This is a genomic window from Mesorhizobium sp. B2-4-2, assembly GCF_006442845.1.
Lineage (GTDB): Bacteria > Pseudomonadota > Alphaproteobacteria > Rhizobiales > Rhizobiaceae > Mesorhizobium.
Genome location: NZ_VFVM01000001.1, coordinates 309,047 through 322,605 on the forward strand (window position 1 = coordinate 309,047; position 13,559 = coordinate 322,605).

The window sequence follows — 13,559 nt, forward strand, 5'->3', positions numbered from 1 at the left end:
CCAGGGCGGTGGATCAGTGCCCAGCGCCGAGACGGTTGAGGGGGTGGGTGACGGCGTGCCGTCATTGCCAAGCTGGAGCACCACTCATCCGACCTCGCTCCGCGAGGCCACCTTCTCCTACAAGGGGAGAAGGGAAGGGCGTGCGCAAGGCTACGTCACTTCCTCGGAATGGCTGATATCCACACCATATTCCGCCGCCGCATCGAGCATCGTGTGCCACAGGCTCTCGGCAAAGGTCGCGAAGACCAGAGCGTTGAACACCGGCCGTCCGTCCGCCCGATCATTCCCACGCCAGAGCGAGACGCTGGTGTGATCCATCGAGGTTGCGGCGGCAGAGCCGACCGCGAACACACCGGCATGCAGATCGATCGATGACAGCTTGGCCAACATCGCCCGCGCCTTGTCACCGGAGATGCTGATCAGCGCCCGCGCATGCGACTGGTCGGATAGCGAAGCCGATCCGGCAAGCAGAGGAGCAAGCGCCTTCATCCCGTGCTTGCCACTCTTCGACAGCACGAAAAACTGATCCGGCCCGGACCAGATCAGCGTGGCATCCGCAATCCGCGCCGCCTTGGGCGCATCCGGACCGGCAATGCCGAAACACGCCGTCGCAGCCCTGGCCAGGTCACCCGCCTTGCCGCGGCGTGCCATCACTTGCACGAGGTCGAAATTGCGGATCTCGGTCAGCGAAACGCCGGTATCGCCCTGCGCGCCATGCGGACCGACGACCAGCGTGCGGTCGAGAGGGCTGCGCGCATCCCAGGTAAATTCAGCCACGCTGGCGCCCTCCATCCGGGTCGTAGAAGACGGGATTGCACAGTTCGACATCATACTCCTCTGCGCGCAGCGGATCGTGCGCGCGCACGGTCTCGCCGATACGCTCGCGACCACGTTCCACGAGAGCAAGCCCGATCCATTGATCCGATGTCGGCGAGAAGCAGACTGAGGTGACATAGCCCTGGTCGTTATCAGGTCCGGGCGTCTGGCCCTTCGGAACGATGTGCGCGCCGGAGCGCAGCCGCCGCGCCTTGTCGGTCGGCTTGATGCCGACGACGACCTGCCGGTCCGGCGCGACCAGCGCCTCGCGCCCGGCCATGACGCGGCCCACAAAATCCTTCTTGGTCGACATCATCTTGCCCAGGCCGAGGGCGGCGGCCGTGGTCGTGCCGTTCAGTTCCGGTCCGGCGACATGGCCCTTTTCGATGCGCATGACGCCAAGAGCCTCGGTGCCGTATGGCGTCACGCCGAACGGCTTGCCGGCCAGCATCAGATTGCGCACGAGCGCCTCGCCATAGCGCGCCGGCACCGAAATTTCGAACGCCATTTCGCCGGAGAAGGAAATGCGAAACAGCCGTGCCTTGATGCCACCGCGCAACGCAACTTCGCGCGCGCCCATGAACGGGAAGCCCTCGTTCGACAGATCCTCTGTCGGGTCGACGATCTCCTTCAGCAGATCTCGGGTCTTCGGCCCGGCGATCGAGAATTGCGCCCACTGGTCGGAGACCGAGGTCAGTTGCACGTCCAATTCGGGAAACAGCACCTGCCGGCAGAATTCGAGATGCTGCATCACCAGTCCGGCCTTGGCGGTGGTGGTGGTGAGGAAATAATGATCCTCGGCCAGCCGCGAGGTCGTGCCGTCGTCGTAGACGAACCCGTCTTCGCGCAGCATCAGCCCGTAGCGCGCCTTGCCGACGGCGAGGCTGGAGAAGGTGTTGATGTAGACGCGGTCGAGGAAGGCGCCGGCATCGGGGCCGTGCACGTCGATCTTGCCGAGCGTCGAGACATCGCAGAAGCCGACGCCGGAACGCACCGCCTTGACCTCGCGTGTGACGGATTCCAGCCAGTCCTTCTCGCCCGTGCGCGGATACCATTGCGCGCGCTTCCACAGGCCGGTGTCGACGAAGACGGCACCCTGTTCGACGGCCCAGTGATGCGAAGGCGTCAGCCTTGTGGCGTGGAAAGTCTCGTCGCGGTGATGGCCGGCAAAGGCGCCGATCGCGACCGGCACATAGGGCGGGCGGTAGATCGTGGTGCCGGTTTCGGGAATGGACTTGCCCGACACCGCGGCCATGATGGCAAGGCCGGCGACATTGGAGGTCTTGCCCTGGTCGGTCGCCATGCCGAGCGTGGTGTAGCGCTTCAGATGCTCGACCGACTCGAAGCCCTCGCGCTGCGCTAGTTCGATGTCGGAAGCAGTGACATCGTGCTGCTGGTCGACGAACGCCTTGCCCTTGCCGGCGACATGCCAGAGCGGCGTCAACGAGAACGCCTCGTCATCGGCGATCGGCGCTGTGCCGGCCTTGCCGCTGCGCCCGGCGTCGAGCGCGGCCGCCGCGCCTGCTGCAAACCCTCCCGCCAGGCAGGCGCCGAGACCGAACGAGCCATTGGCTGCACCGGCGGCGACCATGCCGGGAGGCGCTCCGTCGGGCACGAAGGCGGCGATGTCGTCGCGCCATTTCGGCCGGCCGCGATGATAGGAGGTGAGCCCGACCGCCGGGTTCCAGCCGCCGGAGACGGCAAGCCCGTCCGCTTCCACTTCGGCTCGCGCGCCGCCGGTGAGAGAGACGGAGATTTTCCTCACACCGTCCTTGCCGCCGTCCGCACGGCTGACGGCGCCATGCAGCACCGGGAAGCCGCTCTTCGAGGCGAGCGAACGATGGGCGGGCGAGACGTCAGGCCGTGCGTCGATGACCGCCGCAATCTGCAAGCCTGCGCCGAGTACTGTCTCGACCGTGCGCCAGCCATCCTCATTGTTGGTGAACAGCGCGATGCGTTTTGCCGGCGCGGCGGCATAGCGCGCGACATAGGTCCGCATGGCCGAAGCCATCATCACGCCGGGCGTATCGTTGCCGGCAAAGACGACCGGCCGCTCGAGGGCGCCGGCCGCGACGACGCAACGCCTGGCCACGATGCGCCACATGCGCTGGCGCACCTGGTGCTCGGGCGGCGAGGGCAGATGGTCGTTGACCCGCTCGATCGCGCCATAGGTGCCGCCATCGTAGACGCCGAACAGCGTCGTGCGGGTCATGATGCGGACATCGGGCATTGCCTCGAGTTCCGCCAGGGTTCGCGACAGCCACTCGGCTGCCGGCAGCCCGTCGATCGTGCCGCCATCCGAGAGCAGGCGGCCGCCGGGAATAAAATCCTCTTCGCACAGGATGACGCGGGCGCCGGAGCGGCCGGCGGCAAGGGCCGCCGCAAGCCCGGTCGGGCCGGAGCCGGCGATCAGCACGTCGCAATGCGCCCAGGCCTTGTCATAGTGGTCGGGATCGGCAACGCCGGCGGCGCGGCCGAGGCCTGCGGCGCGGCGGATCGCCGGCTCGTAGATCGCCTCCCAGAATTTGGCCGGCCACATGAAGGTCTTGTAGTAGAAGCCGGCGACGAAGATCGGCGCGAAGAGCTGGTTGACCGACATCACGTCGAAATGGAGCGACGGCCAGCGGTTCTGGCTGGCGGCCTCGAGCCCTTCATAGAGCTCGGCGGTCGTGGCCTTGGTGTTCGGCTCGCGGCGTGCGCCGGTGCGCAGTTCGACCAGCGCGTTGGGCTCTTCCGAGCCGGCGGTCAGAATGCCGCGCGGACGGTGGTATTTGAACGAGCGGCCGACCAGCTTGACGCCGTTGGCGATCAGCGCCGACGCCAGCGTGTCGCCCTCGAAGCCGAAGAACGTCTTGCCATCGAAGCGGAAGCTCAGCGGTGACGAACGATCGACGAGGCCGCCAGTGGAGAGACGATTGGACTGGGAGGAAATCACGATGCAGCCCCATGCACTGGCGTCGCGCTGCCCCTCATCGCCCTGCCGCTTCTTACCCTCCCCCTGGTGGGGAGGGTCGCTGCGAAGCAGCGGGGTGGGGGGGCGGCGCCGACCCCCACCCAGACTTGCGGTCCGACCTCCCCACAAGGGGGAGGTAAAGACGTACCGGCCTTCACCGCGGCGCTGAGCTGGACAGAAAAATTCATTTCGCAACCTGCCTCGCCCCGGCGCCCGCCGCCGGCTCCACGGCCGAAATTTCGTGCGTCAGCGTGTTGCGGGTGACCTTCAGCCACGCTCGGCAGCCGCCGCCGTGGTACCAATTCTCGTCCATCACGCCGGCGACATTGTCGCGCAGGTAAACGTAGTCGAAGACGTCGTCCTCCGAAGCGCCAGCCTCCGGACGCATCGGCTTGGCGTCGCCGAGATAGGTGAACTCGCCGAGGTCGCGTTCGCCGCAGAAGGGACAGGTGATGCGCATGGCAGGGCCTTCAGTGCAGGTTCGGTTGGGCGCCCTGGCCCTTTTCGTCTATCATCGCACCAGACCGGAACCGGTCGAGGCGAAAGCGGGCGGCCTCCTTGTGGGACTGGTCGCGGGCCAGCAGGTGGGCAAAGACGAGGCCTGAGCCCGGCGTCGCCTTGAAGCCGCCATAGCACCAGCCGGCATTGAGGTAGAGCCCGTCGACCGGCGTCTTGTCGATGATCGGCGAGCCGTCCATCGACATGTCCATGATGCCGCCCCACTGGCGCAGCAGGCGCACACGGCCGATCATCGGCATCAGCGCCATGCCGCCTTCGCAGACGTCTTCCATCACAGGCAGGTTGCCGCGCTGGGCGTAGGAATTGTAGCCGTCTATGTCGCCGCCGAAGACCAGGCCACCCTTGTCCGACTGGCTGACGTAGAAATGGCCGGCGCCGAACGTCATCACATTGGGGATGAGCGGCTTGATCGCCTCGGAGACGAAGGCCTGCAGCACATGGCTTTCGATCGGCAGGCGCAGGCCCGCCATCGCGGCGACGCGCGAGGAGGAGCCCGCGACGGCCATGCCGACTTTCCCGGCGCCGATCTTGCCGCGCGAGGTCTCGACGCCGGTCACCTTGCCGTTGGCGTCGCGCACGAAGCCCGTCACTTCGCAATTCTGGATGATGTCGACGCCGAGCGCGCTCGCCGCATGGGCGTAGCCCCAGACCACCGCGTCGTGCCGCGCCGTGCCGCCGCGCCGCTGCAAGAGCCCGCCTTGCACGGGAAAGCGCGCATTGTCGAAATTCAGGAACGGCATCATCTTCTTGACCGCGGCAAGGTCGAGCAATTCGGCATCGATGCCGTTGATGCGCATCGTGTTGCCGCGCCGCGCATAGGCGTCGCGCTGCGCGTCGGAGTGATAGAGGTTTATGACGCCGCGCTGGCTGACCATCGTGTTGTAGTTGAGGTCCTGCTCCATCCGCTCCCACAGCTTCATCGATAATTCGTAGAAGCCGGTGTTGCCGGGCAGGCCGTAATTGGAACGGATGATGGTGGTGTTACGGCCGGCATTGCCGGAGCCGATCCAGCCCTTTTCAAGCACGGCGACATTCCTGATGCCGTACTCGCTGGCGAGGAACCAGGCGGTGGCCAGGCCATGGCCGCCGCCGCCGATGATCACCACGTCGTAGCGGTCCTTCGGGCTGGCGTCGCGCCAGGTGCGCTGCCAGTTCTTGTGGCCGGAGAAGGCGGCGCGGGCGAGCGAGAAGATCGAATATTTCATACGTTCATTCCGAGGTCGCTCGCACGCTGCGCCGGTCAGATGTCCAGCGTGTGGTCGCGCTCCCATTGCGTGAAGTGCGAAGCATAGGAATTCCATTCCTGGTGCTTCAGCTTTAGATAAGCCGACGAGAATTCCTCACCCAGCGCCGTCTTGAGCGATTTGTCATTGTCGAATTCGCGCAACGCGTCGAGCAGGTTGAGCGGCAATTTCGGCGCGCCCTCCACCGTGTGACCGTGCTGGTACATATCGATGTCGTAGCGCCTGCCGGGGTCGGCCTTGGAGCGGATGCCGTCGAGGCCGGCGGCGATGATGACGGCTTGCAGCAGATAAGGGTTGGCCGCGCCATCAGGCAGCCGCAGCTCGAAACGGCCGGGGCCGGGCACGCGCACCATGTGGGTGCGGTTGTTGCCGGTCCAGGTCACCGTGTTTGGCGCCCAGGTGGCGCCTGAAATGGTGCGCGGGGCGTTGATGCGCTTGTAGGAGTTGACCGTCGGGTTGGTGATGGCGGCGAGAGCCGAGGCATGTTTCATGATGCCGCCAAGAAAGTTCTTGCCCTTGGCCGACAGGCCGAGCTCCATCGAATTGTCGGCAAAGACATTGGTCTTGCCTGTTTTGTCCCACACCGAGATGTGCGCATGGCAGCCATTGCCGGTCAGTCCCTGGAAGGGCTTGGGCATGAAGGTGGCGCGCAGGCCGTGCTTTTCCGCGATCGACTTGACCATGAACTTGAAGAAAGAATGCTTATCGGCGGTCGCCAGCGCATCGTCGAAGGCCCAGTTCATCTCGAACTGGCCGTTGGCATCCTCGTGGTCGTTCTGGTAGGCGCCCCAGCCGAGCGCCAGCATGTGGTCGCAGATCTCGGCGATGACGTCGTAGCGGCGCATCAACGCTTGCTGGTCGTAGCATGGTTTCGCCGCCGTATCATATTCGTCGGAGATCGTTTTGCCGTCGGGCGAGATCAGGAAGAATTCCGCCTCGACGCCGGTCTTGACATGCATGCCGTCGTTAGCGGCTTCCGCGATCAGTCGCTTAAGCGTGTTGCGCGGTGCCTGGTCGACCTCCTTGTCGTCCATGATGCAGTTGGCGGCGACCCAGGCGACGTCAGGCTTCCAGGGCAGCTGGATAACCGAATTCGGATCCGGCACCGCCAGCATGTCGGGATGTGCCGGCGTGAGGTCAAGCGAGGTAGCGAAACCGGCGAAGCCGGCGCCATCCTTCTGCATATCTGATATCGCCTGCGCCGGCACCAGCTTGGCGCGTTGCCCGCTGAACAGGTCGGTGTAGGAGATCATGAAATATTTGACGTTTTTCGCCCTTGCGAACTCTGCAAGATCAACTGTCACGGAAGTTCCCCATTTTTTGTCGATTGTTGGCCCTAGAGCATATGGCCTTCGGCCCTTTGTTGATCAGAAGCCGTTCTTCCCCGGTATCCAGTTGGTGCCGGCCAGCGGCACGCCGGCCATCGCGGCGGCCTCGATCGTGAGCGCGACGAGATCCTCGGGTTCGAGATTGTGCAGGCTGTTCTTGCCGCAAGCGCGGGCGATGGTCTGCGCCTCCAGCGTCATCACCTTGAGATAGTTCGCCAGCCGGCGGCCGGCGGCCACCGGATCGACCCGCTTCATCAGTTCGGGATCCTGCGTGGTGATGCCGGCCGGGTCGCGGCCCTCGTGCCAGTCGTCATAGGCGCCTGATGTGGTGCCGAGCTCGTTGTACTCCGCCTCCCAGCGGGGATCGTTGTCGCCGAGCGCGACAAGGGCAGCCGTGCCGATGGAGACCGCGTCGACGCCGAGCGCCAGCGCCTTGGCGACATCGGCGCCGTTGCGGATGCCGCCCGAGACGATCAACTGCACCTTGCGATGCATGCCGAGATCCTGCAGCGCCTGCACCGCCGGCCTGATGCAAGCGAGCGTCGGCTGGCCGACATTCTCGATGAACACTTCCTGCGTCGCCGCCGTGCCGCCCTGCATGCCGTCGACGACGACGACGTCGGCGCCGGCCTTCACCGCAAGCGCTGTGTCGTAGTAGGGGCGGGCGCCGCCGACCTTGACGTAAATCGGCTTCTCCCAGTCGGTGATTTCGCGCAGTTCGAGAATCTTGATCTCGAGATCGTCCGGCCCGGTCCAGTCGGGATGGCGCGAGGCCGAGCGCTGGTCGATGCCCTTGGGCAGCGTGCGCATCTCGGCGACGCGATCGGAGATCTTCTGTCCGAGCAGCATGCCGCCGCCGCCGGGCTTGGCGCCCTGGCCGACGACGACCTCGATGGCATCGGCGCGCCGCAGGTCGCGCAGATTCATGCCATAGCGCGAGGGGAGATATTGGTAGACGAGTTGCTTGGAATGGCCGCGCTCTTCCTCGGTCATGCCGCCGTCGCCGGTCGTGGTCGAGGTGCCCGACAGCGTCGCGCCGCGCCCGAGCGCTTCCTTGGCCGGGCCCGACAGCGAGCCGAAGCTCATGCCAGCAACGGTGATCGGGATTTTCAGCTCGATCGGCTTCTTGGCATGGCGTGAGCCCAACACGACTGATGTGTCGCAGCGCTCGCGATAGCCTTCGAGCGGATAGCGCGAGATCGATGCGCCCAGGAACAGAAGGTCGTCGAAATGCGGCAGCTTGCGCTTGGCGCCGGCGCCCCGGATGTCATAGATGCCGGTGGCCGCGGCGCGGCGGATCTCGGAAAGCGTGTAGTCGTCGAAAGTCGCGGATTTGCGCGGCGTCGTCGGCGGGTTGCGATAGGTCATGCTGCCTCAATACGCGTCGGCGTTGTCGATATTGAAATTGTAGAGCGTGCGCGCCGAGCCGTAGCGCTTGAACTCCGACGGCTTGACGCCGGTGACGCCGGCACGATCGAGCAGGCCTTGCAGGAGTTCGAGGTGTTCGGGCCGCATTTCCTTGGCGATGCAGTCGGCGCCCAAACTGTCGACCTTGCCGCGCACGAATAGCCGTGCCTCGTAGATGGAATCGCCGAGCGCGTCGCCGGCATCGCCCAGCACCACCAGATTGCCGGACTGTGCCATGAAGGCCGACATATGGCCGATATTGCCGTGCACGACGATGTCGATGCCTTTCATCGAAATGCCGCACCGCGAGGACGCATTGCCCTCGATGACGAGCAGCCCGCCCTTGCCGGTGGCGCCGGCATACTGGCTGGCGTCGCCTTTGACTGTTATCGACCCCGACATCATGTTTTCGCCGACGCCGGGTCCCGCCGAACCATGCACGGTGATGGCACTGCCGGAATTCATGCCGCCACAGTAATAGCCGACGCTGCCGCGCACATCGATGCTGACCGGCTGGTCGACGCCGACGGCGACCGAATGGCTGCCCTTCGGGTTCAACACTTCCCAGGCGGTCTCGTTCGAGCCTGGCGTCAGATTGTGCAGTGCCTGGTTGAGCTCGCGCAGCGACATCTGGTCCAGGTCGAACACCCGGGAGGCATGGTCGCTCGCCGCCGCGGTTGAAAGTTTTGTTGCCGGCATGAACTCAATGCTCCCAGAAATAGACGGTTGCGGGTTCCGGTTCCCAGACTCTCGCATTGTCTATGCCGGGCAGTTTGGTCAGCGCGCGATATTCCGAGCCGAAGGCGACATACTGGTCCGTTTCGGCCATCACGGCGGGCTTGCAGGCGATCGGGTCGCGCACCACGCCGAAGCCGTTCTTGGTGCCGACGACGAAGGTGAAGAAACCGTCGAGATCTGAGAGGGTGCCCTCCAGCGCCTCGCCGAGGTTCTTGCCATGCGCCATCTGGGAGGAGAGATAGGCGGCCGCCACTTCGGTGTCGTTCTCGGTCTCGAATTTCATGCCTTCGCGGACCAGTTCGCGGCGAACGTTGTTGTGGTTGGACAGCGAGCCATTGTGCACCAGGCACTGGTCGGCGCCGGTCGAGAACGGATGCGCGCCCATCGTCGTCACCGCCGATTCCGTCGCCATGCGGGTGTGCCCGATGCCATGCGTTCCGGTCATCCCACGGATGTCGAAGCGGTCGACCACAGCCTCGGGCAAGCCGACTTCCTTGTATATTTCCACGGCTTCGCCGGCACCCATGATGCGGATGTCGGGCCTGAGCGACTGGATGGTCTCACGCGCGGCATCGACCTTTTCGGGCGTGGTCCTGATGACGGCATGCGTCGATTTTACCATGACGCTCACCGGCACGCCGAGCGCCTTGGTGAGTTCGGCGTCCAGTCCACGGAAATCACGCTCCGGCCTCGGCGACTGGATGGTGATCTTGGCCTCGTTGCGGGACGGCGCGCCATAGATCGCGATGCCGGCGCTGTCGGGTCCGCGATCGCTGAGCGATACCAGCATCTGCGACAACATCGCACCGAGCTGCGGCTCCAGCGCTTTGTCCTTGAGGAAAAGTCCAACGATTCCGCACATGCCAGCCTCCAGACCCTTTGTAGCTAAAAATGATGTATCGAATGAGTTCGGGGAATTCAATTGGTATGAAAAAAATATTCCTCTCGTTACGCGTTGTGTTTTGTCCCATCCGGCGGCCTATCGCCTTGTCGGCGCATGGAATGGGCCCATTTGGCGGTCCGGATACGAGCCATCTTGTAGGCGTCGAGGATCGACAGCGCATAGATCAGGAAGCCGCCGGCGTGGCGGCCGACAAAGCTGGCGTCGGGCGGGGCGATCTTCGCCGTCACCCAGGCCAGGATGACCATGAAGAAAAGAAACTGCAGGCCGCGCGTGGGAACGCCCAGCATGACGTGGCCGCTGCCCGGCAGCAGGGTTGCCGCGCCCAGGACGATATATGGGCTGGTAGGTCCGGGCGAGGGGGTTGCGCTGGTCATGCCGCTTTCCGTTCGTTCCTGTTGATCGCGTCGCGCAGTCCCGAAAGGGATACGAGCAGCCGCGAGATCAGCGCCGGGTCGATTTGCGCGTCACCGAAAGCGGCTTGCCGGAAGACACCGTAGCGGGCCCGCTCGGCTTCGGCCAGCAGCCAGACGATACGCACACCCTTTGGCGTGATCAGTAGCTCCTTGGCGCGTCCTTCTGAAAAGGGCTCCAGATGGTCGGCGATGATGTTTTGCGGGAAGCGCACGCCTCTGCGGTCCGTTCGAAGCACCGCCTCGGCGGGAAAGCCGGGCGCCTTCGGCAGCGTGTGGTCGAGATGGTCGAAATTGGAGAATGTCGTCGGCGAGCCCGGCCGCATCATCATGTCGAAGGTGCCGGGCACGGCTGTTTTCTCCGTTATCGATACGCTGAGCCAGCGCGCCGGCAGCTTTCTCGTCGCCAGCGTGTCGACGATGGTGCGCAACTGCACGCGCTGGCCGTTCCACGAGCCTTCCCACGTAACGACGCCGGCAGTACCGTCCGAGACATCTTCGGCGTCGGCAATGACGGCGCGGATGCTGGCCTGGTCGGCGGCGCGCGCCACGGCAGCCCTGTCGCGGCTGCGGCGTGCCAGCCAGGCAAAGTGCAGGACGAGAGCCAGGACAGCCGCCCCGGCAAGCAGTGCTGACGTCACCTCGGACATTTCGTCATGCCAGGCCCGCCCAATTTGGACGGGCCTACTCCCATCAATAGCCCTGCGGTTTCGGCCACGGCATGGTGAACTGGTCGCCGCGCCGCACGAATTTGTAGCGGTAGAAATGGAACCACAGCGAGATCAGGAAATAGAACGCGACCATGGCGATGAGCTGCGAGCCGAAGCCGAGGAAGATGGCGAAGAAGGTGACCACGCACAGGCAGAACAAGACGATCGCCGGCAGCGGGTGAAAGGGATGCGTGTAGCCGCGGCGGATCGAACCCAGAGGCCACTTCTTCCGGAACATCATGATGTTGATGCTCATGAACGTATATTGCAGCACGCCGGACAGGATCGAGAAGGTGATCGCCTGGTTGAGGTCGGCGATAAAGGCGAAGGCGAGCGCGATCGGCAGCAGGAACAGGATCGAGCGGTAGGGTGTGCGGTATCTCGGGTGCACCGCCGAGAACCAGCTCGGCAGGTAGCGATCGCGGCCGAGCGAGAACCAGGCGCGCGCCGCGTCGTTGATGCAGCCATTGGCGGACGCCAGTGCGGCAAGCAGCGTGGCGATGAACAGCAGGTTTTCCAGCAGCGGGTTGCCGGTCAGCTTGCCGGCGTCCCACAGCGGATAATAAGTGATGCCGAGATATTCCCAGGGCATCAGCGAGGCGCAGACATACCAGGTCATGGCGGCGGCGATCAGAAGCGTGATCATGCCGGCCATCGTGCCATAAGGCAGCGAGCGCGCGGGCGAGCGCACTTCCTCGGCCGCCTGCGTGGTGCCCTCGATGCCGAGATAGTACCAGATGCCGAACTGGAAAGCGGCGATGACGCCGATCCAGCCATAGGGCAGCGCGTTCTCTGGGGTGACCAACTCGTTGAGCTTGAGCACCGCGCCTTGCGTCCACGGGCTGACCGAGAAGAACAGGATGACGATGGAGATGTAGGCAATCGCGGTGATGACGAAGTTGACGTTGAGCGTCATCAGCACGCCGCGATAGTTGAGCCATGCCAGGACGACGATGGTGGCAGCGATGAAGGAGTTGTGGGTGAGGCCCTCGACGCCCGCCTTGGCGACGATCGTGTCGCCGAGCAGGATGGCGTCCGACACTTCGAGCATGGTGTAGGCAAAGACCAGGAACAGCGCGACGTTGAAGGCCATCAGCGGCCCGACGATGTGCTTGGCCTGCGCATATTGGCCGCCCGCGGCGGCGACCGTCGACGTCACTTCGGAATCGATCATGGCGACCGAGGTATAGAGCAGCCCGACGACCCAGCAGACGATCAGCGCGGCAAGCGCGCCGCCCTTGTCGGCGGAGAAATTCCAGCCGGTGAACTCGCCGACCAGGACGATGCCCACACCCAACGCCCAGACATGGGCCGGGCCAAGCACCCGAAGCAGCGAGACCCTGTCGCCATTTGTTGCCGAACCCGCAGTTTCAACCACGACCGTCATCGATCAATCCCCACTCAGATCCGGTGTTTTTCGGAAGCGGCTTCAAGTTCGCCTTCGCGCGAGGACGTCAGCACATCCTCGGAGTAGGTCGTATCGACCTTGAACCAATCGTAGAGCATCCACAGCGCAAGCACGATCGAGATGCCCCAGCATGCGTAAGAGAGCGCTATCCACATGGTCTTGTCCCCGGATTATTTCTCGTCGAACTTCTCGTTGATGACGTCGCGATATTCGCGGTCCGATGCCCGGAACAGGAACACGAAATAACCGATTAGCACGGCTGCCATGACAACAAGCGTCGGCCAGTCGATGATGTAGTGGAAACGGTTCTGGATTATGTCGTGCGCGGTCTCTGGCGTATAGCCGAGCCTTTCCCAGATCGACGCCATGGTCGGGTTCTGGCCGAGCGCCTCCCAGGTCTTGGCGTCGAGCGCGTCGATGGACTTGGCTGCTCCCGCCAATCCCAGTTTCAGCGGCAGCCACAGCGCCACGAAGATGGCGACCACGACGACGGCGATATCGAAGACCTGCCCGGCCTTGCTCTGTTGCGGCGGCGTGTAGCGGGACATGCTTCTCTCCCCCTCAGGATTTGCGGTTGCGGTCGTAGTTCTTGATGTCGAGCCCGTAGATGAACTCCTTGTCCTCCTTGTAGTGGTTGACCATGGCCAGGATCGCCGCCGTGTTGAAGATCAGCACCGCGGCGGCGGCAATCGCGACGACGGCCTTGATGCCGTCATGCGGGATATGCGGCCATGTCATGAAGAGGACGAAGAGGATCGTCGCCCACAGGCAGATGATCAGGAGCGCGGATCCGCGCAAGTCGGAACGGTACAGCGCCTCGATGCGCTGCTGCAGGTCTGACATCGGTTTTCCCCTTTTTCGACGTCCGGTTCCGAATCCACCGTCCGCCGTTCTCTTTCAAGAGAGTGAAATTTTTTTCATAAATTCAGACCGAATTCGGAAATTGTCAAGGCGAATTTACGCAGAGTTAACCGTCTTGTTCGGATGACGAATTTTGCCTGACAATGAAATTATTTGCTTTCAGGGGATTGCAGGCCCCACGCGTTTGCGATCAATATTCGCTCAAAGCTCCAGCCCGCGCGCACAGGAGCAGGGAACATAATCAAAATATCGAACGGAGGA

The 13,559-nt window shown here is 63.9% G+C and carries 14 protein-coding genes; all 14 read right to left on the minus strand.

Annotation, left to right across the window (positions count from 1 at the left end; genetic code table 11):
- Positions 1–150: 150 nt before the first annotated feature.
- Positions 151–777, minus strand: a complete 627-nt coding sequence (locus FJ942_RS01470; RefSeq protein WP_140897122.1) for a sarcosine oxidase subunit gamma family protein — start codon at positions 775–777, stop codon at positions 151–153.
- Entirely contained in the window at positions 770–3,751 is a 2,982-nt protein-coding gene (locus FJ942_RS01475; RefSeq protein WP_140897123.1) for a sarcosine oxidase subunit alpha, read from the minus strand. The genes FJ942_RS01470 and FJ942_RS01475 overlap by 8 nt, the downstream gene beginning before the upstream one ends.
- Positions 3,752–3,953: 202 nt before the next feature.
- Positions 3,954–4,229, minus strand: a complete 276-nt coding sequence (locus FJ942_RS01480; RefSeq protein ID WP_140520863.1) for a sarcosine oxidase subunit delta — start codon at positions 4,227–4,229, stop codon at positions 3,954–3,956.
- 10 nt (positions 4,230–4,239) lie between these two features.
- Positions 4,240–5,493, minus strand: coding sequence for a sarcosine oxidase subunit beta family protein (locus FJ942_RS01485; protein ID WP_140497859.1), 1,254 nt, complete (start codon positions 5,491–5,493; stop codon positions 4,240–4,242).
- Positions 5,494–5,528: 35 nt separating this feature from the next.
- The gene (gene glnT / locus FJ942_RS01490; RefSeq protein WP_140497861.1) at positions 5,529–6,836 is read right to left on the minus strand and encodes a type III glutamate--ammonia ligase; all 1,308 of its coding nucleotides are present in this window, start codon (positions 6,834–6,836) and stop codon (positions 5,529–5,531) included.
- 63 nt (positions 6,837–6,899) lie between these two features.
- Entirely contained in the window at positions 6,900–8,228 is a 1,329-nt protein-coding gene (locus FJ942_RS01495; RefSeq protein ID WP_140514697.1) for an FMN-binding glutamate synthase family protein, read from the minus strand.
- A 6-nt stretch (positions 8,229–8,234) separates the two neighbouring features.
- The gene (locus tag FJ942_RS01500; protein WP_140551135.1) at positions 8,235–8,966 is read right to left on the minus strand and encodes a GXGXG domain-containing protein; all 732 of its coding nucleotides are present in this window, start codon (positions 8,964–8,966) and stop codon (positions 8,235–8,237) included.
- A 4-nt stretch (positions 8,967–8,970) separates the two neighbouring features.
- A complete protein-coding gene (locus FJ942_RS01505; protein ID WP_140497865.1) occupies positions 8,971–9,867 on the minus strand; it encodes a glutamine amidotransferase family protein in 897 nt (298 codons plus the stop codon).
- A gap of 86 nt (positions 9,868–9,953) precedes the next feature.
- The gene (locus tag FJ942_RS01510; RefSeq protein WP_140897124.1) at positions 9,954–10,283 is read right to left on the minus strand and encodes a hypothetical protein; all 330 of its coding nucleotides are present in this window, start codon (positions 10,281–10,283) and stop codon (positions 9,954–9,956) included.
- Positions 10,280–10,969 carry a hypothetical protein gene (locus FJ942_RS01515; RefSeq protein ID WP_181165153.1) on the minus strand — a complete coding sequence of 230 codons (690 nt, stop codon included), beginning with the start codon at positions 10,967–10,969 and terminating at the stop codon, positions 10,280–10,282. Before FJ942_RS01515 ends, FJ942_RS01510 begins: the two co-directional genes overlap by 4 nt.
- A 43-nt stretch (positions 10,970–11,012) precedes the next feature.
- Entirely contained in the window at positions 11,013–12,416 is a 1,404-nt protein-coding gene (locus tag FJ942_RS01520) for an amino acid permease (RefSeq protein ID WP_140497869.1), read from the minus strand.
- 14 nt (positions 12,417–12,430) lie between these two features.
- Positions 12,431–12,592 (minus strand): hypothetical protein, encoded by a 162-nt coding sequence (locus FJ942_RS01525; protein WP_140551131.1) that lies wholly within the window; start codon positions 12,590–12,592, stop codon positions 12,431–12,433.
- Between the two features lie 15 nt (positions 12,593–12,607).
- Entirely contained in the window at positions 12,608–12,985 is a 378-nt protein-coding gene (locus FJ942_RS01530) for a hypothetical protein (protein ID WP_140497873.1), read from the minus strand.
- Between the two features lie 13 nt (positions 12,986–12,998).
- A complete protein-coding gene (locus FJ942_RS01535; RefSeq protein WP_140497875.1) occupies positions 12,999–13,280 on the minus strand; it encodes a hypothetical protein in 282 nt (93 codons plus the stop codon).
- Between the last annotated feature and the right edge of the window lie 279 nt (positions 13,281–13,559).